The organism is Candidatus Fukatsuia endosymbiont of Tuberolachnus salignus (assembly GCF_964030845.1).
Classification (GTDB): domain Bacteria; phylum Pseudomonadota; class Gammaproteobacteria; order Enterobacterales; family Enterobacteriaceae; genus Fukatsuia; species Fukatsuia symbiotica.
The window spans coordinates 1,167,847-1,193,718 of sequence record NZ_OZ034983.1 but is presented as its reverse complement, the minus strand read 5'-3'; the positions used below and the strand labels follow the sequence as shown (position 1 = coordinate 1,193,718).

The 25,872-nt window shown below is 46.1% G+C and carries 27 protein-coding genes, 1 tRNA gene and 5 pseudogenes; 13 read left to right on the top strand and 20 right to left on the bottom strand.

Annotated features, from left to right (window positions below; genetic code table 11):
* Nucleotides 1-309 precede the first annotated feature (309 nt).
* The 5 genes from AAHH42_RS05820 to AAHH42_RS05800 all read left to right on the top strand — a co-directional run bounded on the left by AAHH42_RS05820 (nucleotide 310) and on the right by AAHH42_RS05800 (nucleotide 2,929).
* A complete protein-coding gene (locus tag AAHH42_RS05820) occupies nucleotides 310-948 on the top strand; it encodes a helix-turn-helix transcriptional regulator (protein WP_342221851.1) in 639 nt (212 codons plus the stop codon).
* Nucleotides 949-959: 11 nt separating this feature from the next.
* Nucleotides 960-1,103: a hypothetical protein gene (locus AAHH42_RS05815; RefSeq protein WP_342221145.1), complete on the top strand. Its 144-nt coding sequence runs from the start codon at nucleotides 960-962 to the stop codon at nucleotides 1,101-1,103.
* Between the two features lie 104 nt (nucleotides 1,104-1,207).
* Entirely contained in the window at nucleotides 1,208-1,405 is a 198-nt protein-coding gene (locus AAHH42_RS05810; RefSeq protein WP_119797247.1) for a hypothetical protein, read from the top strand.
* 260 nt (nucleotides 1,406-1,665) lie between these two features.
* Entirely contained in the window at nucleotides 1,666-1,896 is a 231-nt protein-coding gene (locus tag AAHH42_RS05805; protein WP_119797246.1) for an excisionase, read from the top strand.
* Nucleotides 1,871-2,929, top strand: a complete 1,059-nt coding sequence (locus tag AAHH42_RS05800) for a site-specific integrase (protein ID WP_119797245.1) — start codon at nucleotides 1,871-1,873, stop codon at nucleotides 2,927-2,929. Before AAHH42_RS05805 ends, AAHH42_RS05800 begins: the two co-directional genes overlap by 26 nt.
* A gap of 298 nt (nucleotides 2,930-3,227) precedes the next feature.
* Here the strand turns inward: AAHH42_RS05800 and AAHH42_RS05795 are convergent.
* Nucleotides 3,228-3,302: transfer RNA gene (locus AAHH42_RS05795), tRNA-Arg, on the bottom strand.
* Between the two features lie 322 nt (nucleotides 3,303-3,624).
* Here AAHH42_RS05795 and AAHH42_RS05790 point away from each other — a divergent pair.
* The 6 genes and pseudogenes from AAHH42_RS05790 to AAHH42_RS05765 all read left to right on the top strand — a co-directional run.
* Nucleotides 3,625-3,957 (top strand): annotated as a pseudogene (locus AAHH42_RS05790) (helix-turn-helix domain-containing protein); the annotation flags it as partial.
* A 222-nt stretch (nucleotides 3,958-4,179) separates the two neighbouring features.
* Nucleotides 4,180-5,154: an IS110 family transposase gene (locus AAHH42_RS05785; protein ID WP_342221038.1), complete on the top strand. Its 975-nt coding sequence runs from the start codon at nucleotides 4,180-4,182 to the stop codon at nucleotides 5,152-5,154.
* 17 nt (nucleotides 5,155-5,171) lie between these two features.
* Nucleotides 5,172-5,915 (top strand): annotated as a pseudogene (locus AAHH42_RS05780) (integrase core domain-containing protein); the annotation flags it as partial.
* A gap of 571 nt (nucleotides 5,916-6,486) precedes the next feature.
* Nucleotides 6,487-6,678, top strand: coding sequence for a hypothetical protein (locus AAHH42_RS05775; RefSeq protein WP_162860021.1), 192 nt, complete (start codon nucleotides 6,487-6,489; stop codon nucleotides 6,676-6,678).
* A gap of 134 nt (nucleotides 6,679-6,812) precedes the next feature.
* The gene (locus tag AAHH42_RS05770; protein ID WP_342221850.1) at nucleotides 6,813-7,688 is read left to right on the top strand and encodes a hypothetical protein; all 876 of its coding nucleotides are present in this window, start codon (nucleotides 6,813-6,815) and stop codon (nucleotides 7,686-7,688) included.
* Between the two features lie 487 nt (nucleotides 7,689-8,175).
* A protein-coding gene (locus AAHH42_RS05765; RefSeq protein ID WP_240313793.1) for an IS5 family transposase occupies nucleotides 8,176-8,999 on the top strand; the annotation gives its coding sequence in 2 pieces (ribosomal slippage) (nucleotides 8,176-8,563 and nucleotides 8,563-8,999; 825 coding nt in all).
* A 377-nt stretch (nucleotides 9,000-9,376) separates the two neighbouring features.
* On the opposite strand, the gene AAHH42_RS05760 is transcribed toward AAHH42_RS05765, so the two are convergent.
* Nucleotides 9,377-11,350: a recombinase family protein gene (locus AAHH42_RS05760; RefSeq protein ID WP_342221849.1), complete on the bottom strand. Its 1,974-nt coding sequence runs from the start codon at nucleotides 11,348-11,350 to the stop codon at nucleotides 9,377-9,379.
* Nucleotides 11,351-11,656: 306 nt separating this feature from the next.
* The gene (locus AAHH42_RS05755) at nucleotides 11,657-11,845 is read right to left on the bottom strand and encodes a hypothetical protein (RefSeq protein WP_342221848.1); all 189 of its coding nucleotides are present in this window, start codon (nucleotides 11,843-11,845) and stop codon (nucleotides 11,657-11,659) included.
* On the opposite strand from AAHH42_RS05755, the pseudogene AAHH42_RS05750 reads away from it, so the two are divergent.
* Nucleotides 11,846-12,287, top strand: a pseudogene (locus AAHH42_RS05750) (recombinase family protein); the annotation flags it as partial.
* Nucleotides 12,288-12,322: 35 nt separating this feature from the next.
* Here the strand turns inward: AAHH42_RS05750 and AAHH42_RS05745 are convergent.
* The 5 genes and pseudogenes from AAHH42_RS05745 to AAHH42_RS05725 form a co-directional block, all read right to left on the bottom strand.
* Nucleotides 12,323-13,066, bottom strand: a pseudogene (locus AAHH42_RS05745) (integrase core domain-containing protein); the annotation flags it as partial.
* 17 nt (nucleotides 13,067-13,083) lie between these two features.
* Entirely contained in the window at nucleotides 13,084-14,058 is a 975-nt protein-coding gene (locus tag AAHH42_RS05740) for an IS110 family transposase (protein WP_342221038.1), read from the bottom strand.
* Between the two features lie 232 nt (nucleotides 14,059-14,290).
* Entirely contained in the window at nucleotides 14,291-15,265 is a 975-nt protein-coding gene (locus AAHH42_RS05735; protein ID WP_342221038.1) for an IS110 family transposase, read from the bottom strand.
* A gap of 206 nt (nucleotides 15,266-15,471) precedes the next feature.
* Entirely contained in the window at nucleotides 15,472-18,255 is a 2,784-nt protein-coding gene (locus AAHH42_RS05730; RefSeq protein ID WP_342221039.1) for a phage tail tape measure protein, read from the bottom strand.
* Nucleotides 18,252-18,452 (bottom strand): DUF1799 domain-containing protein, encoded by a 201-nt coding sequence (locus tag AAHH42_RS05725; RefSeq protein WP_342222024.1) that lies wholly within the window; start codon nucleotides 18,450-18,452, stop codon nucleotides 18,252-18,254. The genes AAHH42_RS05730 and AAHH42_RS05725 overlap by 4 nt, the downstream gene beginning before the upstream one ends.
* Between AAHH42_RS05725 and AAHH42_RS05720 the strand changes: the two genes are divergently transcribed.
* Complete coding sequence (locus tag AAHH42_RS05720) at nucleotides 18,403-18,543, top strand: hypothetical protein (protein ID WP_342221040.1); 141 nt, start codon at nucleotides 18,403-18,405, stop codon at nucleotides 18,541-18,543. The two genes, AAHH42_RS05725 and AAHH42_RS05720, sit on opposite strands and share 50 nt — an antisense overlap.
* A 19-nt stretch (nucleotides 18,544-18,562) precedes the next feature.
* Here AAHH42_RS05720 and AAHH42_RS05715 read toward each other — a convergent pair whose 3' ends face one another.
* The 12 genes and pseudogenes from AAHH42_RS05715 to AAHH42_RS05660 all read right to left on the bottom strand — a co-directional run bounded on the left by AAHH42_RS05715 (nucleotide 18,563) and on the right by AAHH42_RS05660 (nucleotide 25,697).
* The gene (locus tag AAHH42_RS05715) at nucleotides 18,563-18,874 is read right to left on the bottom strand and encodes a phage tail assembly chaperone (RefSeq protein WP_072551181.1); all 312 of its coding nucleotides are present in this window, start codon (nucleotides 18,872-18,874) and stop codon (nucleotides 18,563-18,565) included.
* 9 nt (nucleotides 18,875-18,883) lie between these two features.
* Complete coding sequence (locus AAHH42_RS05710) at nucleotides 18,884-19,450, bottom strand: phage tail protein (RefSeq protein ID WP_342221847.1); 567 nt, start codon at nucleotides 19,448-19,450, stop codon at nucleotides 18,884-18,886.
* 202 nt (nucleotides 19,451-19,652) lie between these two features.
* Complete coding sequence (locus tag AAHH42_RS05705; RefSeq protein WP_162860101.1) at nucleotides 19,653-20,003, bottom strand: type II toxin-antitoxin system ChpB family toxin; 351 nt, start codon at nucleotides 20,001-20,003, stop codon at nucleotides 19,653-19,655.
* A complete protein-coding gene (locus AAHH42_RS05700; RefSeq protein ID WP_119797406.1) occupies nucleotides 20,000-20,254 on the bottom strand; it encodes an AbrB/MazE/SpoVT family DNA-binding domain-containing protein in 255 nt (84 codons plus the stop codon). Before AAHH42_RS05700 ends, AAHH42_RS05705 begins: the two co-directional genes overlap by 4 nt.
* A 143-nt stretch (nucleotides 20,255-20,397) precedes the next feature.
* Nucleotides 20,398-20,805 carry a phage tail terminator-like protein gene (locus AAHH42_RS05695; protein ID WP_342221846.1) on the bottom strand — a complete coding sequence of 136 codons (408 nt, stop codon included), beginning with the start codon at nucleotides 20,803-20,805 and terminating at the stop codon, nucleotides 20,398-20,400.
* The gene (locus AAHH42_RS05690) at nucleotides 20,802-21,257 is read right to left on the bottom strand and encodes a hypothetical protein (RefSeq protein WP_119797405.1); all 456 of its coding nucleotides are present in this window, start codon (nucleotides 21,255-21,257) and stop codon (nucleotides 20,802-20,804) included. The genes AAHH42_RS05695 and AAHH42_RS05690 overlap by 4 nt, the downstream gene beginning before the upstream one ends.
* A 144-nt stretch (nucleotides 21,258-21,401) precedes the next feature.
* Nucleotides 21,402-21,752: a hypothetical protein gene (locus AAHH42_RS05685; RefSeq protein WP_342221845.1), complete on the bottom strand. Its 351-nt coding sequence runs from the start codon at nucleotides 21,750-21,752 to the stop codon at nucleotides 21,402-21,404.
* Nucleotides 21,753-21,756: 4 nt separating this feature from the next.
* Nucleotides 21,757-22,236: a DnaT-like ssDNA-binding protein gene (locus AAHH42_RS05680; protein ID WP_342221843.1), complete on the bottom strand. Its 480-nt coding sequence runs from the start codon at nucleotides 22,234-22,236 to the stop codon at nucleotides 21,757-21,759.
* 1 nt (nucleotide 22,237) lies between these two features.
* Nucleotides 22,238-22,408: a hypothetical protein gene (locus tag AAHH42_RS05675; RefSeq protein WP_342221842.1), complete on the bottom strand. Its 171-nt coding sequence runs from the start codon at nucleotides 22,406-22,408 to the stop codon at nucleotides 22,238-22,240.
* Between the two features lie 174 nt (nucleotides 22,409-22,582).
* The gene (locus AAHH42_RS05670; protein WP_072551134.1) at nucleotides 22,583-23,533 is read right to left on the bottom strand and encodes a hypothetical protein; all 951 of its coding nucleotides are present in this window, start codon (nucleotides 23,531-23,533) and stop codon (nucleotides 22,583-22,585) included.
* 229 nt (nucleotides 23,534-23,762) lie between these two features.
* Nucleotides 23,763-24,910 (bottom strand): annotated as a pseudogene (locus AAHH42_RS05665) (P22 phage major capsid protein family protein).
* A gap of 34 nt (nucleotides 24,911-24,944) precedes the next feature.
* Nucleotides 24,945-25,697, bottom strand: coding sequence for a DUF6651 domain-containing protein (locus tag AAHH42_RS05660; RefSeq protein WP_119797167.1), 753 nt, complete (start codon nucleotides 25,695-25,697; stop codon nucleotides 24,945-24,947).
* Nucleotides 25,698-25,872: the final 175 nt, after the last annotated feature.

Below are 25,872 nucleotides of genomic sequence, written 5' to 3'. Positions count from 1 at the left end.
TGTTTATTCCCTTTAGCATTATCTGGCTTAAGTAATTAATACGTTCCAATCTGCATTGGAAAAAAGGCGCATTTTTAACGCAAAAGCCGATGTTACTTCAAAGGAGAAACCGTGATGAAGAATCCCGTGATTGAAAACGTTGTATTCTGGATGACGGTGCCTTTTCTCATCCTATTAGCCCCGCTTATTTTAATATCGGTTATCTATTTTATTCGCGACTCATGTGCACGAAAAAAAACAAAAAAAAACTCATAGAATAATTTATGAATAAGATTAACTTGTCGTTACGTTCATTGTCTCTGACATCAAATGATGGAAAATAGTCAAGATGTTTGGGGAATAAAAAACTGTGACTCACGGTTTATTTATACCAATCGTGCTTTTTTTGACTTTTTCAATTTGCCACAAGGATTTGATGTGATAGGGCGGCGTGATGATGAACTTCCTACGTGTATTGCAGAATTTTCTTTAATAACTCAAAAATTGGAAAGAGAGGTTATAAAAAGCGTGCAAAAAATTACCCTCATTAAAACGCATTTTTTTGGTCGTGAACAGAAACTGCAACCTTATTTATACGAAACCTTTCCGTTGCATAATAAAAGAAAGAAATGCATCGGCACCGTTTTTTATGGCAGAAAACTGGCTATTATTTCACTGCCACACTACGTGGACAAGCTGACTGCCACGCTATTATTGGAACCGCCCTCGAATCTCTTCACACAATCTGAACTGAGGATAGTCTTTTATTTATTACGCACGATGAGTGCCAAGGAAATAGGTAAAAAATTGGCACGTTCTCATCGCACAATAGAAAATAGAATTCGTATTCTATACCAAAAGGCGAAAGTGCATTCATTGCTGGACTTTAAACATTTTTGTCATCAAACCGGCTTTGACCGCACTGTTCCCCACGCGTTTATACGCCCCGGGATACAGTTTATTGAGTAGGAGGTTTTCTTATGAGCAACAGACAGAGCAGAGCGAGAAAACGAGAGTTAAAAGATAAGGTCTTGGAAGCGAAAAGAAATGAAAAGAAAAATTGGTTTAACCGATTAAGAAGCTGGTTCAAGAAGATAAAAAAGCCTAAACATCGATTGCCATAAAACCATTTTATTGATTCTTCGAAAAACAATGCGTTTAGCGAAGGGCTTCTCCTTGTCAATACAAGTGGAGTGCTTACATGTTATCTCTAAAAAAAGGAAGCGTTATGTTACAAGACGTGATGAAAGAACCGTCAGAGATGATTTATATTGGCACGACACTTCACCAAGCACTTGAAACCTTTGCCGCGTCTGTCAGCGCTCATTGTGGATACAGTATAACTGCAGCTCATTTTGCTCAATACCTTATCGACCATTATGGTGAAATAGCCAAAGACACGATTATTGCCACATTGAAAAATTAACAAGGGATCGACCGTCATCATGATATTGTAATAATAGGTTTTCTAAACACAACGACGCGTTATTATTTCTATTATCCGCGTTTATTTATATTTATTATCCCTTCCTTTATTTTCATCACTGACAGCTTTCTCTTAGCAGAGAGAGCCTGTCATTATTTTTTATTTTTGAAATGCATTTATTCAAATTACCTTCTATGACTTTTCCGTCTAAAACACGGACGAAGTGATAACGTTTTAACCTTAATAAAGAGAGAGCCACGATGGAAATCAGCCTCAAGCAATGGAATCAAAATCAGCCTCGCCCACGTTGCATGGAACAAGTACGTCGATGGGTCCGCTCTGGTGCCATCCAACCGCCACCACGGCTCGATGGCAGAGAATACCTTGTTAACGCTAATGCCGTGAAGATTGACCCCACAACCCCCGCCAGTTACGCCGGAAAGCGCTTAATGGAGAGACTGTATCATGGCACGCAAAAGAAAACCGGCTAACCGAGACCTGCCCCCCAATCTGTATGTCCGCAATAACGGCTACTATTGCTACCGAGACCCCCGCACAGGTAAGGAATACGGCCTAGGGAGCGTGAAACGTATCGCGATCAACGAAGCGATTGCCATGAACATGCAGATTTTTGACCAACGCTACAGTTTAGTAGACAGGATCAACGAGGTTAATACACTATCGGTGACGGAATGGGCAGCTAGATTTAAGGAAAAATTGCATCAACGCGGCCTTCGGTCTAACACTATCAGAGACTACCAATCAAGACTAACGGCCATCACTCATGCTTTTCCTGATAGTACATTGAACACCCTTACCACTAAAGAAATTGCTGAATTTTTAAATAGTTACAGTGTTCAAGGGAAAACCTCTAGTGCAAAATTAATCCGCAGCTTGTTGATCGATATGTTTAATGAAGCCATTGCAGAAGGGCATTTGGCAACTAATCCGGCTACAGCGACGAAGAATCCTCGCGTACAGATACAGCGAGAACGTTTATCACTGGAAGAATTTCTTGCGATTAGAGGGGTAGCAAACCAGCAGCAACCGTGGGTGGGATTAGGCATGGATCTAGCGTTACTGACAGGTCAGCGGGTGGGAGATATCCAACGGATGAAATGGCAAGATATTCATGATGGGAAATGGTGGGTAGAGCAACAGAAGACAGGGATGAAATTGGCGATACCTTTAACCTTGAGTTTGGAAATAATTAATAAAAACTTTGAAGGCATTCTCAATAATTGTCGACAACAAATAAAGGGAGAAGAGTATGTCTTTATGGGAAGTAAAAAAATTAACCTCAGTCCTACACGTTTGTCTAAAGGTTTTGCAAGGTCAAGAGAAAAATCAGGCTTAAAATGGCAGGGTACACCACCTTCATTTCACGAAATCAGAAGTTTATCAGCGAGGCTGCACAGTGAAGCCAGAGGTAAGGATTTTGCACAAAAATTATTGGGACACAAATCCTCTGCCATGACAGATAAATACCGTGATAGCAGAGGGAGTGAGTGGGACAAAATTTGATACTAATTATTATCTTTTGAGTTATCGAGTCGGACGTTAAGAGAGAGATTACTTCACTCGGCATTTTGACCTAATTTCGATCGATTGTGACTTTTTGTTTTTAATTTATTGATTTTTATGATAAATAAAATACTTCCACTTATCACCATTAATAGGACTGCCTATTTGGGGGACTAAAAAATAGAGTATAACCGTGCCATACTAGAAGAGAACAGGCAACAAAAAGCCCGCAAACCTAGTCAGAATGCAGGTTTCTTTAAAACTATAGCCAGTAAAAAATACTAGCTAACATTATGTTTGGTGTCCCCAACTGGAATCGAACCAGTAACTAGCCCTTAGGAGGGGCTTGTTATATCCGTTTAACTACAGGGACAGACAGAGCCAATTTCAGCACATCATACCTATTTTATTAAAATCAGGATTTGCGTAAAACGACCATTTTGCAAATCTATTCAAATTCTCACGAACGACGTCATAGATTCAGGGTAAGCTTTACGGCAAGGATATCAGCTTCAATCCCTTTATTGCAAAGAGTTTTCACCGGACCAAGCGGCAAGTCAATACGAGTGATCTGTTTGATTAATTTATCATCAATATCCACAATAGTTGGATTAAATGATGTTGATATATCTGTAAAAGTTTGAATTTAATCTGACATTTCAATATATTTAATATTAAATGAAGGCGTGTTAGAAATGAATCAAACAGCAAAAATAATCAAACCGAAACTCGGCTTACTTGACCTGGCAAAACAGCTGTGTAATGTTCAGTCAGCGTGTAAAGTCATGGGCTACAGCAGAGACAGTTATTAGCGTTTTAAAAAGCTGTATGAGCAGGGAGGTGAGCCAGCCTTGGTGGAAATAAGCCGTAAAAAACCACTCGAAAAAAATCGAGTGGAGCCGCATATAGAACAAGCGGTGGTGAATATGGCTTACGACTATCCTGCTTATGGTCAGCACCGTGTGGCGAATGAACTTAACCGACAGGGGATAATGATTTCCGGCAGTGGTGTTCGCTCGGTTTGGTTGCACCCTTATATCTTGATTATTAACTTTCAAAGGTTGATGATCCCCAACTGATCATTGGGATGTCACCGGAGAGTTTGTTTGCGCCCTTAGGCTTAAAGCTTGTGCAGTCAGATAAAACCCCGGTGACATATTTATCGTCGCCTGTAAGACCGAACGGTATCTTGTGCTAAGAGCACGTATTTATAAGGAAGGTCGGGGCGATCATTTAATTATCTGTTTTTCATGGGAGAATCAGCCATGGACAAGACCGCAGTGGGTATTGATGTTGCCAAATTAAAATTCGATGTTGCAGTGTGGGTAGAGAGAAAAAAGTATAAAACAAAAGCATTCCCGAATACCCCCTCTGGATTTAGCCAACTACTGAAATGGCTTATCCCTTACGGGGATTGTCATATTTGTCTCGAAGCCACAGGGAGTTACAGTGTTCCACTGGCTATGTTCTTAGTTGATAATGGCATTGACGTCAGCCTAGAAAACCCATCACGTATTCATGCCTTTGGTGAGAGTGAACTGAGTCGGAACAAGACGGATCAGGGGGATGCAAAAATGATAGTGCGCTACTGCGCACTGCATACACCTGTCCTCTGGACTCCTCCTCCCTTGAGCGAACGTCAATTAACCGCGCTAGTACGCCATCTAAAGAGTTTAGAGGAAATGAGGCAAATGCAAGAAAATCGGCAATCAGTGGCTGACGATGTCGTTCAATCCTCACTGCTTGAAATCATTTCTGCACTTAAACAACAAATCCAGGCCACCAAAGAAAAAATAAAAAACCATATCGATAACGATCCTGACTTAAAGAAAAATAAAGCGTTGCTGGAGAGTATTCCTGGTATCGGTGAAATACTAAGTGCCAGTTTGCTGGCGTATGTGGGTAATGTGTCAAAATTCACTAACAGTAAGGCAGTGGTGGCCTATGCCGGGCTTAACCCAAAACTTTGTGAATCAGGTTTATTTAAAGGACGGAGCCGCCTATCAAAACGGGGTCATACCGAGCTCAGGAAAGCGTTGTATATGCCCGCTCTGGCTGCCCTTTCTTGTAATCCGATAGTGAAAGCACAGTGGCAACGACTCGTATCACGCCATAAAGGGGGTAAAATGGGCGTCTGTGCGGCAATGCGCAAATTACTCCAACTGGCGTATGGTGTGCTGAAATCAGGCATCCCATTCGATACAAAAATAGCACTTGCATCATGATGGGCAAGACGGTATCTGACCTGGAAAATATCAAGAAACGCCTTTCTGCCTTGGAAGCCAAAGTAGCGCAGGAGGGGTACTTACTGACGGAAGCCCAACTGCAAGCATTAGAAAAAGTGCAGGATAAACGAGAAGCTCATGGACAAATTGAAACGCAACATCCGGGCTATCTCGGCTCTCAGGATACTTACTACGTGGGGCACATTAAAGGTGTGGGTAAAATTTATCAGCAGACCTTTGTTGATACCTATTCCAAAGTCGCTTTTGCCAAGGTCTATACAGAGAAAAATGCCTTGGTTGCCGCAGATATGTTAAACGATCAGGTGCTGCCATTATATGATGAGCAAGCGGTTCCCTTATTGCGTATCCTGACCGACAGAGGGTCAGAATACTCGGGGAAAAAGGAAACCCATGCGTATCAGCTTTACCTGGAGCTAGAAGATATCGAGCATACGCGGACCAAGGCATACAGCCCGCAGACTAATGGTATCTGTGAGCGGTTTCATAAGACGATGAAAAATGAAGGCTATGACGTGATGTTTCGGCGTAAAATTTATTCATCATTGGAAGACATTCAGCAAGACATCGATAAATGGCTCGCATTCTACAACAGAGAGCGACCTCATTCAGGCTGGTATTGTTATGGCAAAACCCCCTGGGAAACTTGGATTGCATCAAAAGAGTTAGTAAAAGAAAAACAACTCGATAATTTATTTGAACCATCGCACAGTCAGACTACTCTGACAAATTCGATGGCTTAGCTTGTGTCTGTCAGGTTAAGTTTGAGCTACTACAATACATAATGACTGTATTTGGCAGTACACATTGGCGTGCAAAATAACTACCTCAATACTTTCCCAACCTGTTGACTAACATAACCTTGCATATCCTGTTAGTAATTTACCGTATCAAGCATTCAAAAGGCTCGTAGTCTATGTAACCACACCCAATTATTCCATGGATGGGGGTAAGCGTCGTCTTGCGAGGCGTATCGTACAACCCCCCCCCCTTTTTTTTGTTATTTCAAATAAGTGCGTAGAACCCCCTTTGCACAACGCGGCAGTAGCTAAATACAACGTGAATAAGAGTTGAAAACTCTGTTCTTCAAAATATGTCGGCTAAATTTCAATATTTCCTCGTACTGTATCAAAAAAGATCATTTTATATTAAAAATATTAATAATATTTAAATAATATGTTTACTTATTTATAACAAAAATGCTACAAATTAGTTGGCGGTTGCTTAAGAAAGATCTGTTCAGTGTTATTTGTCATGTTCATCGTATGGAAACAGATTTATAGAAAAATCAACAACCTATTTGGGATAAATATTATGCTCAATAACACAAGAGGCGCAAGGCTACCTCCAACGGAAGCGGCTACACAAGAAAGAAATATACGTACTGATGAAGTTTGGTTCAGCGTGTCGGCCATCTGGTGCTGGAATATCAATAGCAAAATTTATAATTTTTTAAATGAATATACCTTGCAAGGGATCAGAAAAATGACGATGAGCTGGGGATGATAAGGCCTTTCTTGTGTTAAGCAAGCCGTGATTAGTTTGTTGACATCCTCCCCAGAGTTATCGAAAAAGAGACCATTATTACAATGAGCTCCCTGTAGCTAAATTATTGTAAAAGATATTAAGGAGTAGTGAAAATGCTGCGACTCACCGTTCCAGAACTCAGTACCGTCGACCCTTCTATTGTAGGCCCTACTGAGCACAATAGAGAGACAAGTGTTGTAGGTAACAGGCTTATTGCACGGATAAGAACACCATCAAAAACAGAACGTCTATTATCATCAATGGTGAGCAAGCAAAACGTAGCGACGCCCTCGGCAGGAAAGAAAGTGAGGGTCTTTCAGCCATCAACATTATCATCATTCTTTTTAAAAAGGCTATTTCCTTCCTCATTTCGTGATTCAAGTGTAGAACACATCGATCGTCGTATGGATAATCTAGCAACAATATTCACTAGACTCAAACAGGCGGCAAATGATAAAACTTCAGGATTAATAAGAGAGTCTGGGAATTCGACTAATATAAAAAAATTGGAATTGAATATAGATAAAAAGGAGCTAGCGATTGGTGCTTATAGTGTCCATGACTATTCTTCATACGTGAAAGGATTACTGAAATCATGTTCTCCTATTACCGATGCTGTTTTTGATAAAATGAAAGATAGTGTTTTGAGCCTCAAAGAATCTCATGATCCAGACTATTACAAAGAAATTAACACGCTATTCTGTCAGTCGATAGAAGCAATGGATCAACAAGAAAAAACTGAATTCATGCTTTGCTTAGATACCCTTGCTTATTGTTATCAACAGGCGAGTGAAAATATCAGTGATAAATTTAATAAAACATCGGTGATAAACATCGTTGCAGCTTGTCTTTTTAATAAAGTCGAGGATCAAGAAAAAGTATATGGTAAGCAGGGTGCAGCTAAAGAAATATTAAAGCAACATCAAATATTTCGTGAAGAAACTGTAAAAGAAATTTTTACAACAAAGATAAATGCCGAAAATCCTTAAAGTTAATATGATGTAGACTGTGATTCTCGATACTCGAAAAAATACAATAAGCAAGCTGATAGGAAAAGCGGATAAAAATATAGTAAAGTAAGTGCACTACGAGGAGGAAAATAATACTATGCGACATATTCATTTAATTTCGAAATGCTGGTTTTTATTAAAAGAACCATAATATTCTGTGGATATTAATAATATAATTTTCAGTGTTTTGAATGGTGATGAGGAGTGTTCATAATTCTGTATCAGCATAAATGGCTAGATCATAATTTTACCATCGGGCCTGTACTAGATTCTGTGTAACTGCTCATCACTCATCAATAGACCTCTTCGGAAACTATAGCAGGCGCCATGTAACGTGATCACTTTTGTTAATAAATATTAATTAATATCAATATGTTATTTCTAATTTTCATAATCAACTGATACGGCGCCTGCTATAGCATTCATGTAGGAATGTTGGTAAAAATCTCCTGAACAAGGAGCCCCCATGAAATATGAACAAATAAAGGTATTGGAAGAGGAAAAATTTCGGCGCTTAACCGGAGTTAAACGCAGTACATTTGAAAAGATGATAAAGATATTGAATGAAGCAGATAAATGTAAGCAAGGGAAAGGAGGTCGGAAACCCAAGCTGGGTTTAGAAGATCGCTTATTAATGGCCCTTGAGTATCTACGGGAATATCGCACTTATTTTCATGTTAGCCGAAGCGATGGGGTGAGTGAGAGCACCTGCTATGAAACGATTAAATGGATAGAAAATACGCTAATAAAGCATCCTGATTTTGCACTCCCTGGACGCAAAGCTTTATTAAAAAGTGATAGGGAGTATGAGCTCGTTCTTATTGATGCCACAGAAACGCCGATTGAACGTCCCCAAAAAAACAAAAGCAGTTTTACTCAGGAAAAAAGAAACGACCCACCTTAAAAACCCAAGTGATCGTCGATAAAAAAAGCAAAGCAGTCATCTGTACAAGCTTTACTCATGGGAGGCGTCATGATTTTAGGTTGTTCAAAGAGTCTGGCGTGCGAATACATCCTGAAATCAAAACAGTGACAGATACAGGTTACCAAGGGCTTGGCAAGATCCATTCAAACTCGGCGTTGCCTAAGAAAAAGACAAAGAAAAATCCCTTAACAAAAGAAGATAAACGCAACAATCGTGAGTTATCAAGCCAGCGTGTATTAAACGAAAATGTCATTGGTATGATTAAACGATTTAAAATCGTATCAGATCGTTATCGAAACAGGCGAAAACGTTTTGGATTACGATTTAATCTGATTGCAGCAATTTATAACATGGAAATTAGATAAATCAGAGTTTCCGAAGAGGTCTAATGGAAAAATTGGCAAAAGCTGCTGAGTTAGCCATGCATAAAAAACATTGCCGTCAAATAACCCGATATTTAATAGAGCATTAAAGCGCAAAATATTTGCACATGATAGGTCAGCATTGAAAGTGATTTACCTGGCGATAGAATGTGCATCAGAAAAGTGGACGATGCCAGTACAAAACTGGCGTCAGACTCTAAACCGCTTTATGATTGAATACCCAGAACGGTTATCCGAATATTTATGAGCGATGGGCAGTTAGTCGGATAAGAGAGCAGCATTTCCGCTGCCCCCTCTCCTCAGATCCGTGCATGCATCTTTCGATGCACCCGGCTCAAGCTCTCATACAGCCTAATTCATTAGACCTGGCAATCTTTAGCAGTGATGGATACCTGCGTACCCGTTTTGTGATTGCGCACATTAAATCCTAGAAAGTCAAACCCATGAGTGATCGAGGTGATCGCTGTCTTTTCTTTCGATAAAGTGAGTCCTCTTTCGAACAAGAATGCCGTTACTGCCGGTTTGATGGTATTTTCCAGTTGTTCTTTCGAGCTTCCGGTAATAATAAAATCATCGGCGTACCTGATCATATGCACCTTATCAGCGGGTTTCGTGATAGATTTCAGCATCGATTCCATACCGTCCAGTACACCATGGCCAGACAAGGAGAACTTACTCCGCAAACAATCTGGCAAACTTCTGCCATATGTTTTGTCTGATCCTGCTTCCAGGCTGGTATCATTCCCGGGATTCACCCGAAAAACCACCACAATTTCATCACGATAAATTTCTATCCGTTTCACCAGCGCACGCAGAATTTCTCGCTTCATCAGAAAATCGTCCGTACTCAGGCGTTCCGTGACCGCAGCAGCAAAATCCTCCACCCGGTTAACCAGTAGCAGCAACTCATGCTGGTTCTCTGTGGCCTGTTTCACCTTCACTCTCTGGCGCGCAAGTTCCGCCAGCCTGAGCGTCATCACTCTGATCCGTGGTTCAAAGTCTGTTTTGCCAATCAGCCCTTCGGCAAAACTATCAATCAATCGGGACCGCCCCACGTTTAGCTGATTTTCTTGCTTTTTCAGACGCTCAGCATCTGCGGTCTGTCCACTGTGCTCTGACGCCTGCGTTAGACGCTGCTCATATTCTTTTTTCAGCCGTTCCGGCTCAGACAGCAGCGCAATGACCTGTGCCCAGACCGTTTCATCCAGCATGGATGTCCTGACCTGTTTATTGTCACACACCCGAATGCCCCCAAAGCGGTAAGCATCCGTCCCAGTACAGTGGTAATAAGAATACTGCGCCCCCCCTTTTGCCGCAGATTTACTGACTTTTTTGCCATAATACGCATAGCGACAGTGGCCGCACACAGTCAGCCCCTGTAAGAGATAAGCGGCTCCCCGGCGCCCCTGTCGTGCATGTCGGCGGTTTTCTTCCAGCTGTTCGTTGACCGTCAAGAAAAGAGCGCTGTTGATGATGGCAGGCACAGGGATCCCGATGCCGTCATCCGGCTTACTTCGTATTACTGAATAACCGTTCTTGAGGATATCTGCACTGTTGCGCGCTGCTCTCACCCGGGGACGGGGGGCGCAGTTTTTCGTTTTTCCGAACACAGCAAGTCCTTTGTAAGCGGGGTTCTTTAACATGCCCCATACCGTACTGCGGTCCCAGCCGGGTTTGCCGGTGGCGCTTTCTATGCCTTTCTCAGCCAGACGTCTGACCACACCGCCTAGACTCAGGCGCTCTATGCCAGCCCAACTAAATATCTTCCTGACCACGGAGGCTTCATGAAGGTTGACAATATACTGTGCGGGTGTCCCGTCCGGCTGCCTGCGGATATACCGATAACCGTAAGGTGCACCGGAAAGGACACCGACATTACCACAGCGTGCACCGTGAAGCTTACCACGCCGGTTGCGCTCCATAATCTTTGCCCGCTCATATTCAGCAAACATCCCCTGCATCTGCAGAAGCATCATGTCTTCCAGCGTGTCGCCGGGGGTGTGACAGATAAAGATAACCTCCACGCCGCAGGCGCTGAACTCTTCCATCAGCAGAGCCTGATAGGCGTATTTACGGGCTAGCCTGTCGGGCGACAGGATGTACAGGCATTCAATATCGCCTGCCGCCGCGTAGTCCCTCAGGCGCTCTAGTTGCGGGCGGATAAGTGTAGCACCGCTGACACCATCATCGATAAAGAGCATGGCGTCAGGCAACACGTGGCCGTCCTCACGGATGCGGTCCTTGATTGCTGCAAGCTGACTGCCGATGGTGCCATTTTTTACCTGTTGCCCGGAAGAAACGCGGGCGTAGAGTGCGACCAGTGCCTTGTTCATAACATTTTGCTCCGTCTAGCGGTTGAGCGGGCAGGAGCCCGGTGAGGTTTGGCCTGGGCCTGGTCGTGAGGGGTAAGCACGTGGTGGTTAACGGGAGTCAGCTGTTCATAAACATCCGTCAGCTGGTCGTCAGAAAACCGGCTGGGCTCGAAAGTGATACGTACGTGTTGTGAAAATGGCTTCGGTTTCATTGCTGAGGGTCACTCCGTGTGCCGTTATCAGTCTCAATAACGAGGGAAAACTCAGTGATGCTCCCATCCGGATGACCAGACTTGAGGCAGCGCCGGTGAAAACGCAGGCCCCAGCTTACGCGAAAGTTTGCACTATTGTTTGCGGAGTAATAATTCCTCCCTGTGGTGTTCCTGCTGAGGTAAAGAACAGTCGCCATTTTTCTATAAACCCTGCCTTCAACCACTGCACTAATATCTTGCGTTCGATGCACAACAGATTAAGTTTAATCAATGAAATGGTACGATCGTCTTCTGAAAATGACACCTGAGTAACAGTGACTGGATGACTCTGAAAAAGCAGATTGAGCAGCACGAGTCGCGGATTGTCAGCTTGGATGTTACGACTTCATGGCAGGTGTTGTCAGATAAGGACCCCTCTCAGGCAGATCCTGTCACTCGTTCTATCATTACTGCCATCAACAATATGTTGATAGACTTGATGGCTGCGATGTCGCACAAAGACTGGCTGAGCGGCCGCCAGCGTCAGAAACAGGGGGATCGAGCGGGCACATTCACTGGGCAAATATCGGGGTAAACAGGCTGACCATGAACGCCACCAGAAAGTACTGTACTACCGGAATGTGCAAAAACTGAGTATTCGTGAAACTACGAAAGCTACCAAGTGTAGTGTCTCTCAGGTATGCCGTATCCAAGCAATTTACAGAGTTAGCCGTAATACAGATAAAGACAGTCTTAATGTGTATTAGTTGTAGTAGCTCAAACTTAACCTGACAGACACAAGCTAAGCCATCGAATTTGTCAGAGTAGTCTGACTGTGCGATGGTTCAAATAAATTATCGAGTTGTTTTTCTTTTACTAACTCTTTTGATGCAATCCAAGTTTCCCAGGGGGTTTTGCCATAACAATACCAGCCTGAATGAGGTCGCTCTCTGTTGTAGAATGCGAGCCATTTATCGATGTCTTGCTGAATGTCTTCCAATGATGAATAAATTTTACGCCGAAACATCACGTCATAGCCTTCATTTTTCATCGTCTTATGAAACCGCTCACAGATACCATTAGTCTGCGGGCTGTATGCCTTGGTCCGCGTATGCTCGATATCTTCTAGCTCCAGGTAAAGCTGATACGCATGGGTTTCCTTTTTCCCCGAGTATTCTGACCCTCTGTCGGTCAGGATACGCAATAAGGGAACCGCTTGCTCATCATATAATGGCAGCACCTGATCGTTTAACATATCTGCGGCAACCAAGGCATTTTTCTCTGTATAGACCTTGGCAAAAGCGACTTTGGAATAGGTATCAACAAAGGTCTGCTGATAAATTTTACCCACACCTTTAATGTGCCCCACGTAGTAAGTATCCTGAGAGCCGAGATAGCCCGGATGTTGCGTTTCAATTTGTCCATGAGCTTCTCGTTTATCCTGCACTTTTTCTAATGCTTGCAGTTGGGCTTCCGTCAGTAAGTACCCCTCCTGCGCTACTTTGGCTTCCAAGGCAGAAAGGCGTTTCTTGATATTTTCCAGGTCAGATACCGTCTTGCCCATCATGATGCAAGTGCTATTTTTGTATCGAATGGGATGCCTGATTTCAGCACACCATACGCCAGTTGGAGTAATTTGCGCATTGCCGCACAGACGCCCATTTTACCCCCTTTATGGCGTGATACGAGTCGTTGCCACTGTGCTTTCACTATCGGATTACAAGAAAGGGCAGCCAGAGCGGGCATATACAACGCTTTCCTGAGCTCGGTATGACCCCGTTTTGATAGGCGGCTCCGTCCTTTAAATAAACCTGATTCACAAAGTTTTGGGTTAAGCCCGGCATAGGCCACCACTGCCTTACTGTTAGTGAATTTTGACACATTACCCACATACGCCAGCAAACTGGCACTTAGTATTTCACCGATACCAGGAATACTCTCCAGCAACGCTTTATTTTTCTTTAAGTCAGGATCGTTATCGATATGGTTTTTTATTTTTTCTTTGGTGGCCTGGATTTGTTGTTTAAGTGCAGAAATGATTTCAAGCAGTGAGGATTGAACGACATCGTCAGCCACTGATTGCCGATTTTCTTGCATTTGCCTCATTTCCTCTAAACTCTTTAGATGGCGTACTAGCGCGGTTAATTGACGTTCGCTCAAGGGAGGAGGAGTCCAGAGGACAGGTGTATGCAGTGCGCAGTAGCGCACTATCATTTTTGCATCCCCCTGATCCGTCTTGTTCCGACTCAGTTCACTCTCACCAAAGGCATGAATACGTGATGGGTTTTCTAGGCTGACGTCAATGCCATTATCAACTAAGAACATAGCCAGTGGAACACTGTAACTCCCTGTGGCTTCGAGACAAATATGACAATCCCCGTAAGGGATAAGCCATTTCAGTAGTTGGCTAAATCCAGAGGGGGTATTCGGGAATGCTTTTGTTTTATACTTTTTTCTCTCTACCCACACTGCAACATCGAATTTTAATTTGGCAACATCAATACCCACTGCGGTCTTGTCCATGGCTGATTCTCCCATGAAAAACAGATAATTAAATGATCGCCCCGACCTTCCTTATAAATACGTGCTCTTAGCACAAGATACCGTTCGGTCTTACAGGCGACGATAAATATGTCACCGGGGTTTTATCTGACTGCACAAGCTTTAAGCCTAAGGGCGCAAACAAACTCTCCGGTGACATCCCAATGATCAGTTGGGGATCATCAACCTTTGAAAGTTAATAATCAAGATATAGATACCGTCTTGCCCATCATGATGCAAGTGCTATTTTTGTATCGAATGGGATGCCTGATTTCAGCACACCATACGCCAGTTGGAGTAATTTGCGCATTGCTGCACAGACGCCCATTTTACCCCCTTTATGGCGTGATACGAGTCGTTGCCACTGTGCTTTCACTATCGGATTACAAGAAAGGGCAGCCAGAGCGGGCATATACAACGCTTTCCTGAGCTCGGTATGACCCCGTTTTGATAGGCGGCTCCGTCCTTTAAATAAACCTGATTCACAAAGTTTTGGGTTAAGCCCGGCATAGGCCACCACTGCCTTACTGTTAGTGAATTTTGACACATTACCCACATACGCCAGCAAACTGGCACTTAGTATTTCACCGATACCAGGAATACTCTCCAGCAACGCTTTATTTTTCTTTAAGTCAGGATCGTTATCGATATGGTTTTTTATTTTTTCTTTGGTGGCCTGGATTTGTTGTTTAAGTGCAGAAATGATTTCAAGCAGTGAGGATTGAACGACATCGTCAGCCACTGATTGCCGATTTTCTTGCATTTGCCTCATTTCCTCTAAACTCTTTAGATGGCGTACTAGCGCGGTTAATTGACGTTCGCTCAAGGGAGGAGGAGTCCAGAGGACAGGTGTATGCAGTGCGCAGTAGCGCACTATCATTTTTGCATCCCCCTGATCCGTCTTGTTCCGACTCAGTTCACTCTCACCAAAGGCATGAATACGTGATGGGTTTTCTAGGCTGACGTCAATGCCATTATCAACTAAGAACATAGCCAGTGGAACACTGTAACTCCCTGTGGCTTCGAGACAAATATGACAATCCCCGTAAGGGATAAGCCATTTCAGTAGTTGGCTAAATCCAGAGGGGGTATTCGGGAATGCTTTTGTTTTATACTTTTTTCTCTCTACCCACACTGCAACATCGAATTTTAATTTGGCAACATCAATACCCACTGCGGTCTTGTCCATGGCTGATTCTCCCATGAAAAACAGATAATTAAATGATCGCCCCGACCTTCCTTATAAATACGTGCTCTTAGCACAAGATACCGTTCGGTCTTACAGGCGACGATAAATATGTCACCGGGGTTTTATCTGACTGCACAAGCTTTAAGCCTAAGGGCGCAAACAAACTCTCCGGTGACATCCCAATGATCAGTTGGGGATCATCAACCTTTGAAAGTTAATAATCAAGATATAAGGGCATAAAGATTATCGACGCCAATACGCTCGGTGGCGTCTTTAGTCATCACAAATTCGCCTTTGTGGACGATACCCGCAGGCTGGTATTTGTCGCCTTCCCCGGTGTAGCCACCGCTCGCATGGCTGGGCACGGTGCTTTGCCAGCGGGTGTTCATGCCCATTACACCGGTTCCCATGGCGCTGTGACTGGTTGCATTTACAGGGTTCGTGGTAAACGACCCCCCTATCCAGCCCATGGCTGCCTGTATTGCTTGAGCAATCAGTAATCGATTAATGATATCGACGATATTTGTCAAAAATGCCGTGGCAAAGCTTTTCAGATTCGCCTGACCGGTGGTGGTCAATTCGGTCATCATCGAGGACAGGTTGCCCAGGGTGGTGCTAGCCAGTGTTTGCGTCGCAGCGAAGACATGATGGGCGGTTTCACCGTATTCGGTTATTCCTTGTTTCATGCCCGCGAGCCAGTTTCCTTCGTTTCGCTTTTCCTGATGAAAACCCGCCTGTAACGTGTGTTTTGCTCTGAGATAGGCGGCGGTGATTTTTTCTAATTGTTCGGCATCGGTGATGCCTTCTTTTTGTTTCTGATAGGTATTATCCAGCTGAAAGGTCTGGTCAACGCACCTGGCCTGTTTATCGGTGAGGCCAAACCTGGCCTGCTGCTGAGCGTTACGACGGGCAAGAGACTGGCTGGTGTCTTCCATCTGTTTGAGTGCGGCGAGTGCTTTTTGCCGCTGACTATTCTCACGGGATAGCTGAGCTTCCAGTTGCAGGCTGGCATTGATTTCTTTGGCACGAGCTAGTAGCGATTGTTGGTCAGCAGTCAATAACGATTTGGTTTTTAAATCCGCTATCTGCTGCGTGAATCTCACCTGCTGCTTTTCCTGCTCGCTCATCGAGGTGGTGAGCGTGGCTTGTTCACGTAACATCGCGACCCGCTGGCGGCTTTCCAGTAAGGCGCGGGTAGCGGCATCATCACGGTAGACTGCGGCTGGACGGCCTGTTGCCTGGCGGATAGGGGGTGATTTTTTGCGCTTCTCGTCGGGAAATCGTGCTTCGATAGCCGCACGGATACGCGCTTGTTCCTGCGGGCTGAATCGGGTAGCAATCTCGTTAAATTTTTTCAGCTCTTTGCTGCGCTGCTGGGCTTGGTTGGCATAGCGTTCACGCCAGTGGTCTTGGCGTTGCAGCGACGCTTTTTCGATGGCTTCGGCCTGGCGCTCGGCGGTTTGGCGGGCAGCTGCAAGGTCTGCCTGAAATTTCTTCTCCGTTAGCAGTGCTTTTTGCTGTTCTAGCCCCTGAATCATCGTGCGGTTAAAGTAACCTTTTTTGAGGTCATTTAACTGAGCATCCACCCGAACGATTTGATTGCTCAGGCTTTGCTCTCTGCCGATATCCAGCATCGCATTCCAGGCGCTTTTGGCGGTGTTTTTCAGGCTGTACCAGGCTTTTTCCATCGTACCCAGATTGGCGACGATGTCATCCGCCCGGGTTTTCAGGGCATTGGCATAGGCCTCCATCGCCAGGCGTGCTGCACCTAGAGTATTGCCCGCACGTTCCAGCGCGGCTATCTGTTCATACTCGGAAGCCGTCAGAAAATGTAATTGCTTGTCTAATGCTTTGACCGCAGTAAGCGGTTCCTCCTGTAAGCGGGTAAAATGTTTGACGGTGTCATCGACGGATTGCCCCGTTGCCGCGGCCATTTTGGCGGCCGCCACGCTGACCTGTTCAATTTGTGTGCTGTCAAACGCGCCGCTGCCCACCACCTGTGCCAGAGCTGCCGATAACGCCGATTGGGTTAACCCGTCACCGGAGAGTCGTTTAGCCAACTGTTGTAATTGAGTGGCGGTTTTGCCCGCATACTGGCCGGTCAAAATCAGCTGCTTATTGAAGGTGCTGCTTTCTTGTGCACCCCGGTAGTAGGCCAGTCCGACGCTTGCCAGCGCGGTCGCGGCGCCCCCGAGCAGGATTTTGGTCGGTGTCAGCCACTGTCCCATGGCTTTGAGTGCATTGGCGATGCCACCAAAGCTGTCCCGGATTTGTCCTCCTTGCTGAATGGCAATCAGGTACAGCGGCATCCCCCCGGCAATCGAGGTCGCAATGTCGGTAAACTGCATCGGCAATTGACGTAATGCCATCCGGTATTGACCCGCCGATATCGTGCCTTTTTTCCAGCTGTTTTCTTGTTCCCTGAGTGTGGCAATGAAAGGTGCAGCCTGTTGGGTGACGCCCAATTGTGCGGCTTTGTAGGCCAAAATCTCCGCAGTGGTTTTCCCCTGACATTCACTTTGTTCACGCAGTTTAGCAATAAAGGCGTTTTTTGCCTGAGCGGCGACTTTGTCTGCAGCGGCTTGCGCCGCCGCGGCACGACCTTCAGCGGTTCTCGCTTGGGCAGCTTGAGCGAGTTCATCACGCGCCTGATGAATTGCCCGGGCGGCTTGGTCAAAGGTGTCCTTGTCAAGGAACGGCAAGTTTTTATACCGCCTGAGCTGCGCTTCCCTCTCATCAAGCTTGCCAAAGGCCGCGGTGACCGGATGAATTTTACCCAATAAGCGGTGCAGCTCATCACGCTGTTGTTGCAGGCTAAGATTGGCCTGGGTTGTTTGATGGCCGAACGCATTGAGCGTACGGGTAGCCGGTGTAAACGATGAATTGAAATCCTCGGCTCGGGTGGCAGTACGCGCCGCCGTGTCGCCAAAGTGTTCGAGTGCCCTGTCCCCTTTTTCCAGGTTTGAGGTGTCGACACGTAGCGAAATCGTTGCAATCTCTGTCATGTTGAATGCCTCTTGTGAATAAGGGACAAGGCGATACTTTTCAGGGTGCGGATATCGTCAAAAACGGTTGCGCGGGGTTCTACGCCTAGTAGAGTCATCACGTGGAGTAGGCAGCCATAATCCAGGCCAGTCGGACCCGCCATCCCCGTGCGCCATTGGGTCGACATCGCCCGCATGACGAGGAAAGACGGCCAGATGTCAGGCCAGACTTCAATGCACTGTGCGTTAAAATCCTCAGGGCGTAAGCCTGCGCTGGCTAATTCTTCCGCACAAGGCGCTGGGGTGTAGAGCGCCGTCGCAACCGCCCTCAGTTTTTTTCGCGTTGACCCAAGAGCTCACGGTAAAAGGTGTGAATGATGGCTTCAATGGCTTGGGGATAGTTATTCGCCAATTTGGTCAAATTGTCACGATTTAACTCATCGGGCAGCGCCCAGGCGGCGGTAATGTGTTCAACAAAATCCAATCCCGTTTGGTTTTTGCGTTTTTCCCGCTCCGCCATCTCGTTGAGTGGCACATGTTTGAAGGTAAAGGTCACGATACCGGCCTCCAGGCCCGCGCGTGGAATAGCCACATCGGCTTTAAAGCGTGGCTGGGGTTGTAAGGTAAATTCAATCGACATGGGGTATCCTTAGGCGGGTTCTTTGTAAAACGTCATCGCGGGACTCTGCAGATTCAGGACCAGCGAGACGGTTTCAACGGCATTGACTTCGGTATGGGGGACGTCGTTAAAGGCCACCGTGGCTGACCAGTAGCGTTTTTCTTTCGGGCCCGGGACGAACATCGAGAAGGCGACGATTGCTTGACCCTGATCGACGGCCCGTAATAGCGGATAAATCGCCAAAGCAGGATCATGTCCCAAGGTATAGGTCAAGGTGCGCGGGGCTTTCACGGTGTTAACATTACGTTGCACTGTATCCGATAAAAATTGCAGGCTGACCGTTTGTTGCTCGCCACCAGAACTGGACACCTCTTTGATTTGCGGAATTTCTGTCCAAGTTTTTATTTTGCGGATGCTGCCCATTCCACCACCGGCAACAAATTGCGTGGTCTGGCGGGTGTCGATATTTTCCAAGGTGATGCTGGTTGCCGTCGCCGCCGACACGCGAGCAACCCGTTCATTGAGTCCCGTCCAGCCGGAAGAAATGTGAACAAGGTCATCCTTTTTAATTTTATCGTTGCCGACTACTGTGAGCATCGCATGGGCAGCATTCGTGATAGCCGTAAACGGTAGCGCGGTTTCGTAGTCTGAGGCCAGGTAAACCTGGGCACCATTTGGTAAGGCAAAGCCCATAAGCTGTCTCCGAGTGTTGAGAGAATAAGAGGATGTTTAGAAATAAATTGATAACGAAATAATTTTCGAGGGCAGTTGATCAAGATAAGGTCGCTGTCCGACTTTTTTATTCGATGAGGGTGTGTAGTTTAATGAGCGCTTCTTCAATCACGATGTGATCAGCTTTTTCAATGAATTCACCGTCTCGGGCAGTGATATCAACCATTCTGCTTTGATTTAATAACACGACGCCTTGGGTTTGCGCGCCACTCCCTGATAATGTTACCGTGAAACCCTGATACCTTGAGAAAGCACCGCCTTGTGTGATCGGGGCAATCAAAACCATGCCAAGATCATTGAAGTTTTTAGGAGAGAGTACCAATACTGGTCGTCTGTCACCTTGCTGTTCTTTTCCTCGAGTCGGGTTGAGTGTTAACAATACGATATCACCGCGCGAAAATCCTTTTCTACGTGTCACCATATTTCTTCCCCTACGGGGGAGTGATCGTCACCCCATACACTTTCTTCCGTTTCAAGTGGGGCACTGGCATCACATTGTTTAATCAGTTCGGCCAGGGTGTAACGCTTAGGTTTGGGCGTCAGAACCAAGGTGCCGTCTTTGATTTCCAGATCCAGTTCTTGACCTACAGAGACCCCAATTTTTTTCAGAAAGAGCGCCGGTATGACGATACCGTTGCTATTGCCCCATTTTTTGATGGCTACTGTCATAAGACCTCCGAACATTGATGTTTATACAGCGTATAATAGTGACAGAAGAAGTCAATAATTATATTTAGTCTATACATTATATGTGAAGATACCCTCTGACAAATGTGAAGCACTCTAACAATTCACTACGGGGTAGTCGCCGATCAAATCATATGCGCCCGATAGCGCAGACTGAGGGGCAGACTGTAGGTGTGACAGTGCGTGATACCCGCAAATACTGTGAGGACACTAATGATTGCACAGCGGATAAGGCCATCGGTTAACGTGGTGCCCAAATCAAACAGATTGATGAGGTCATCAGCGACAGCTTGAACTTGAGCCTGGCCGCTACCCGTCGGGACACAGAGGGTCATTTGATAGACCCCGTGATAAACCCGGGAAACTTGCGCTAAATCCAGGCATTCTGTGGTGGCAGGCAAGAGATACGATTGCAGATACAGGCTGCCGGTGTCACTAAACTGCACGTTTTGACTGGCGACGGGAACCCCTTTTTTTGCTGCCCAGGTGCCCAGATGGTGCTCAAGTAGCGCCATGATACGTCCCGTGCTCATTTTTTCATCTCCTTAACCGCCTGGTTAAACAGCGTCTGGAATGCTTCCGCGGTGACACGAACCATACCGTTGGGCGCCTGTTTCGAGTGACCGAACTCCAGCCGATAGGCATAGGGCACGGTGTTGCTGAAATAGATGGCCTGCGTACCCGGCGTAAACTGCGTTAATTGCTGCATTCCCTCCGTTAGCGTCAGATTGCCACGGGGGTCAATGCGTCCGGTTTCTGTTTCTGCGGGCACATCAAAGGTCACCTGCCAATTGCCGCGAAATCGACCACCGGTATAGCCGGGTGGCGCTTTGCCTTGCCAGGTGTCCGCGTTACCCACTGGCGACATTGTCACCAATCTTGCCAATATTTTCATGCCCAGCACCTGGGGGAGTGCCTGATGCGCCTGTTTACTCTGGTTAATAAAGGCAGTCATGGAGGCCATAAAAGGTTTGTTATCCGTCATCTTAGAGCCTGTTCCAAATCTTCTTGAGCGACGCTCAGACGAGGAAAAAACGTGTGAAAAAGCGCAGTTTACAGAGAGCAAATGAGCATTTTGAGCGCGTTTTTGACGAAGTATCAGCAAGCACAAGAGATTTAGAACAGGTTCTTAGGCTCTCAGTTGCAATTGATAACACAGCAGCAATGCAGCAGGTTTCACGGGAGTGACCTGTATCACCCGATGGGCTTTGCCCTCGATAAGAAGGCGATCGCCCTGATAAATTTCCGTCTCAGCGGTTGCCATCATTTTACTGTCACCTTGTTGGATAAGCGTGCCATCAATTTCACCGGTGGTGTAACGCGCCATGACACCCGTCAGCCTGTGATTTTCTAGCGGAACAGCGATTTCAACGCCTTTGATGACCTGAACACCCCCGCCTCGCTGTAGGGTATAAGGGACACCATTGTCACGCAATAAACGGTCGGCAGCACGGCGTAAGCCTGCATCATTGATCGCCATGTCATCACCCCCTGACGAGCTGGATTTGGCAGCTGCTGATGAGCAGGCCGTGCAGTAAGCCAGGCAACCAGCTAAAATGAGGTGACGAAGCAGACCCCGACGCATAGGTCACACTGATTGCCCCTGAAACACTTTCCTGAATAACTTCCTTGCCACCTGAAAACGACGGCGTCAAATCGATAGCCTGTGCGGCCAACGCCAGACGGCATTGCGCCTGAAGGACTTGTGATGGAATGCACTCTTTGGGCAATAAATAGCCATCGAAGATAACCCCTGAGCGCGGCCAGGCCAGGGGCTGAGAAGCGGTGGTCCGTTCGCCTTGCCAGTTCAGTCCCGCCAGGTAATCCAGAGCTTTTATCAACAAGGTTTCACAGGCAATGTCCTCCTCGGGGAGCGGCTCACCTCGTTTGCTGGCGAGCCGTCGCAAATCGGCGACACGGGCATAACTTTCCCTTTCGGGTAAATTGATATCCGTGATGAGCATGTTATTTTTCCTGTTCGCCAAGCTGCCAACCCTCATCCTGCCAACGGGTGACTTCATCGGGATGTACATTGGCGGTTATCGTATCATCAGGGTGAAGCGGGGAAGAATGCATCATCGGGATAAGTGCTGAAAGCGGCGTTACTGCTGTATTGTCTTTTTTGTTTTTCGTCATTCTTTTTTCCTAACATAACCTTAGAGTCCCTTTCTTATAGCGGGCTATCGGATAAATTGATTATGAAATTTAATAATAATATATTGATACTCATTAGCATTTATTAACACAAACGATCACGTTACATGGCGCTTGTTACGCAATGCTCCTGCCATGTATTACGTAGAAATGAAATTAGCTAGCCTCTTTAGCTGAGTGGGTTATAGTTTTTTTTATTGGTAAATCAAGATGATAAACTTGGATACTGTCGTCTTTCCCGTTAAGGGAACCTAGAAATTTTTCTGCTTCACGGGATGCGGAGATGGAAATACCTTTTCGTAGATCCAATGACCACAGTTTTTTCTTTTGTGGATCCATCAAATAAAGATGTGAATCGATTCTAGCAAAAGCAATCGCATGTGCTCCCACCAAACCATACCGTTTATACCATTCCGGGCGTTGGAGGGTAATAATGCCACAGTCATTAACTCCAGGAGGGGTCGTTATTTTATTTCTAAAATGCTTTAAAAAACGTTTAATAGGAACATTATCAGGATCCCTTGTCCCAACACAGGGGAACTGTGCGATATCTGCTCCTTCCAAATCAGGGATTGCACGATGTAGTATTCCTGTTTGTAAAGTCTCTACCAGCGCTGTGGCAGTAGATGTGCAGTTAGTTTGAAATACTCCATGAAATCTAAAACAACTACAAATCCAGGCAACTGCTCGCCGTAGCCCTAGTAAACCAGAGGGGGCTTTGCCCTTGGAATTAATCTCTTTTGTTAATTGTAATAAAAAATTTTCCAGAGATTTCTGGTCCATGCTGCTCTCTTTCAAACCATTATAACACTCAAGTATTGGATAATTATGCTCAACTGGGTTTTCTAATGAAGTGAACTTAACAGTTACTGCTGGTATCTCTACTATATTAACTCCATCAGTAGGATCATCGAAACCCTCTTCAACTTGAAATGTTTGCGAAGTCACTACCCTAGAGAAAGATACAAGAGCCCTCTTACTACCCTCTTTTTCGGGTTTACCCGTGTTGTTGCCTACATCAATAAGATTATCGCTAATAATAGTAGGTTTACCATCAACAGCAACTATACTCCCTATTAAATGAGTTGCCTTCACCGTCAAAGTCATATCGTCGCTCCAATATAAAGAAGAATTGTTTTTATAGAATAACGGATAAAAAAGCAGATAAAGGCAGATAAAACAACTTTCGTTTAATGAAAAACAGTATAAAAAGAAAAATAATAGTAGGCACCGTATAAATTGATTATAAGAATTTATAATCACATATTGATATTAAATAGTGTTTATTAAAAAAATATTTACGTTACAGGGTGCCTGTTATATCAGGTTAACATCATCAGCCTAAAATCAGCGCACTGTGCTCCGGTTTCACTGCCGCGACACCCCACAGGCTAGCCCGACTTCATAGCGTATCTGATGATACTGACGGTAAAGCGCCACTTGGAAAGTCATGCCGGAGACCGGATCGGTGACATTCATCACATCATCGGCGATATCCCCGCCTTGAGGCATCGCCGGTGTCCGCGACGCCAGCAGAAACGCATTGCGATCGAATGCCATGTTAGCGGTGTAGTGACCAACCAGCGTGACAGCGGTGTTGTCCGCCAGGTCTTGCAACAAGCCCGGTGCAGACAAGGTGATAGTCGAGGCGCTGGCTGCTGCCACCACGTATTGATGCGTATCGCCGGTAAAGGTGACAATATCCCCTCGGTTTATCGTGCCGCTTCCACTGTCTACGGCAATGAGCTGATTGCCGACGTGATAACCGCCCGCTTTGTTGACCAGAAACCCGCTACCCGTCCCTGCTGTGACCCGTTTGATGCCCGCGGAATTGTGCAAATTAAAGCCTTCAATACGCCCGATGGTGCCTTCACGTAACAGGGCTTCGCTGCCCGCTTCGTTGACTTTAAACAAGACGGATTGTTTGCCACGAATGTTGGAAATAGCCGCTGACCCCAAGACCATTTGTAAATCGGTAGTCGGGGCCCCGTTATCTTCCAGCACGCGACGCGCATCGGCAAAATCGGCCAGGTCTTCTTTGACGCCAAAGGGAGTGCTCCCTGCCTTTCCGACAGCCCGCGCTGAGCCGGTGTACAGTGCCCCTAAATCGCGATCGACTTCGTTCGCCAGGGCACGAAAGGCTTGTTTGAACTGGTCAGCCAGCAGCAAGTTATAGGTGCCTGCCGACCCGACAGCCAGTTGTTCTTCCCCGTTCCATTGCACGGGCGCCATTTTGGATTTGCTGATTTTAACTTCCACCGTACTGAGTGTTTGTTCCGCACTGCCTGCCGCCGTGGGGCCTGGCACGATGTCCACCGTTTTAGCGATGGGGGCCACCGGTGCGGTGATATTTTGATCGAGGGCAGCGGCTTCCGCTTTGCTATTACGGGCAACGGCGGGAATAAAACCGACTTGCTCACGGGAAACGCTGTCTAATGCGGTATAAATCGTGGGGATCAACCCCGTTAAGGTATTACCTGCCATGCTGTTGCTCCAGGGTTAAGGGTAAGGTGTGTAATTAATCGACGATCGAGATACCGTCTTTGAGTGCGGCTTGTTTACTGCCGATGTCCAAGGCATCAAAGGCGCTGCGTTTGAGTGTTTTTTGTCCGTTCTGCTGGGGTGTGGGTTGTGAACCGCCGCCACGGTGGCCGGAGGCTTTCAGAATGTGGTCTTTGTGCGGATACTGTTCGATGAGGTATTCTAAGGCTTCCTCAAACTCCGCGATTTCCCCGGGCTGACGGCGTGAGAACACCTTGTTGCCTGCCGCATCCGTGGCGACCACCTTGCCCGCGTCGATGTTGAACGCCTGACCGAACCGGGCTTGCACCAAATCCGCTGGAATAGCCAGGTTATCCTGGATAAACGCCGAACTGCTGAAACGTCCGCCAATCATCTCTTGATACAACTGGGCTTCCAGGGTTTTATTTTTGCTGCTGGCCTCGTCAAGCTGAGTTTGAAAAGCTTGAGTGATTTGTGCTTTCACCTGGTCGACCGCACCGGCCTCGATTAATTTCTTTTGATCGATGTGGGTGAGCGTTTGCAGTGCTTCACGGGCTTTCGCCGGGTCGTCAATGCCGGCAAACGCCTTGAGTTTGGCTTCGAGTGCTTCCTTGGCCTCACGGTGGTTTTTAGCCTCGCCATTGAGGGCGTTAATTTTGTTCAAGGCCGCCACCGCATCAAAGGGGATCGCTTTGCCGTCCTCATGCAAATACACCAGCATGCCGTTTTCCAGTACCGCTTTTCCTTCTGTATCGAGGTGTAATTTCATTGCTATTGTCTCCGCCCATAGGCTGGGTTAACCGGTCATCCGACCCGGGCGCTGTGGCGCCTCCGCTCACAGCTGTTCATAAAAAAAGCCACCCTGGGGTGGCCTGTGTGAAGTTGAGTGACTTGTATCTTGATCATTAGCTTTTAAAAGTTAATGATTAAGGAATAAGATTATA

Excerpts from the sequence above, each read along its gene's own strand:
- AAHH42_RS05775 (WP_162860021.1), top strand. The coding sequence starts at position 6,487 with ATGCTCAATAACACAAGAGGCGCAAGGCTACCTCCAACGGAAGCGGCT.
- AAHH42_RS05680 (WP_342221843.1), bottom strand. The coding sequence starts at position 22,236 with ATGCTCATCACGGATATCAATTTACCCGAAAGGGAAAGTTATGCCCGT.
- AAHH42_RS05700 (WP_119797406.1), bottom strand. The coding sequence starts at position 20,254 with ATGACAGTAGCCATCAAAAAATGGGGCAATAGCAACGGTATCGTCATA.
- AAHH42_RS05670 (WP_072551134.1), bottom strand. The coding sequence starts at position 23,533 with ATGACTTTGACGGTGAAGGCAACTCATTTAATAGGGAGTATAGTTGCT.
- AAHH42_RS05735 (WP_342221038.1), bottom strand. The coding sequence starts at position 15,265 with ATGGGAGAATCAGCCATGGACAAGACCGCAGTGGGTATTGATGTTGCC.
- AAHH42_RS05730 (WP_342221039.1), bottom strand. The coding sequence starts at position 18,255 with ATGACAGAGATTGCAACGATTTCGCTACGTGTCGACACCTCAAACCTG.
- AAHH42_RS05740 (WP_342221038.1), bottom strand. The coding sequence starts at position 14,058 with ATGGGAGAATCAGCCATGGACAAGACCGCAGTGGGTATTGATGTTGCC.
- AAHH42_RS05695 (WP_342221846.1), bottom strand. The coding sequence starts at position 20,805 with ATGAGCACGGGACGTATCATGGCGCTACTTGAGCACCATCTGGGCACC.
- AAHH42_RS05810 (WP_119797247.1), top strand. The coding sequence starts at position 1,208 with ATGTTACAAGACGTGATGAAAGAACCGTCAGAGATGATTTATATTGGC.
- AAHH42_RS05785 (WP_342221038.1), top strand. The coding sequence starts at position 4,180 with ATGGGAGAATCAGCCATGGACAAGACCGCAGTGGGTATTGATGTTGCC.
- AAHH42_RS05685 (WP_342221845.1), bottom strand. The coding sequence starts at position 21,752 with ATGGCGATCAATGATGCAGGCTTACGCCGTGCTGCCGACCGTTTATTG.
- AAHH42_RS05675 (WP_342221842.1), bottom strand. The coding sequence starts at position 22,408 with ATGACGAAAAACAAAAAAGACAATACAGCAGTAACGCCGCTTTCAGCA.
- AAHH42_RS05760 (WP_342221849.1), bottom strand. The coding sequence starts at position 11,350 with ATGAACAAGGCACTGGTCGCACTCTACGCCCGCGTTTCTTCCGGGCAA.
- AAHH42_RS05660 (WP_119797167.1), bottom strand. The coding sequence starts at position 25,697 with ATGAAATTACACCTCGATACAGAAGGAAAAGCGGTACTGGAAAACGGC.
- AAHH42_RS05815 (WP_342221145.1), top strand. The coding sequence starts at position 960 with ATGAGCAACAGACAGAGCAGAGCGAGAAAACGAGAGTTAAAAGATAAG.
- AAHH42_RS05770 (WP_342221850.1), top strand. The coding sequence starts at position 6,813 with ATGCTGCGACTCACCGTTCCAGAACTCAGTACCGTCGACCCTTCTATT.
- AAHH42_RS05690 (WP_119797405.1), bottom strand. The coding sequence starts at position 21,257 with ATGACGGATAACAAACCTTTTATGGCCTCCATGACTGCCTTTATTAAC.
- AAHH42_RS05820 (WP_342221851.1), top strand. The coding sequence starts at position 310 with ATGATGGAAAATAGTCAAGATGTTTGGGGAATAAAAAACTGTGACTCA.
- AAHH42_RS05715 (WP_072551181.1), bottom strand. The coding sequence starts at position 18,874 with ATGTCGATTGAATTTACCTTACAACCCCAGCCACGCTTTAAAGCCGAT.
- AAHH42_RS05800 (WP_119797245.1), top strand. The coding sequence starts at position 1,871 with ATGGCACGCAAAAGAAAACCGGCTAACCGAGACCTGCCCCCCAATCTG.
- AAHH42_RS05805 (WP_119797246.1), top strand. The coding sequence starts at position 1,666 with ATGGAAATCAGCCTCAAGCAATGGAATCAAAATCAGCCTCGCCCACGT.
- AAHH42_RS05710 (WP_342221847.1), bottom strand. The coding sequence starts at position 19,450 with ATGCTCACAGTAGTCGGCAACGATAAAATTAAAAAGGATGACCTTGTT.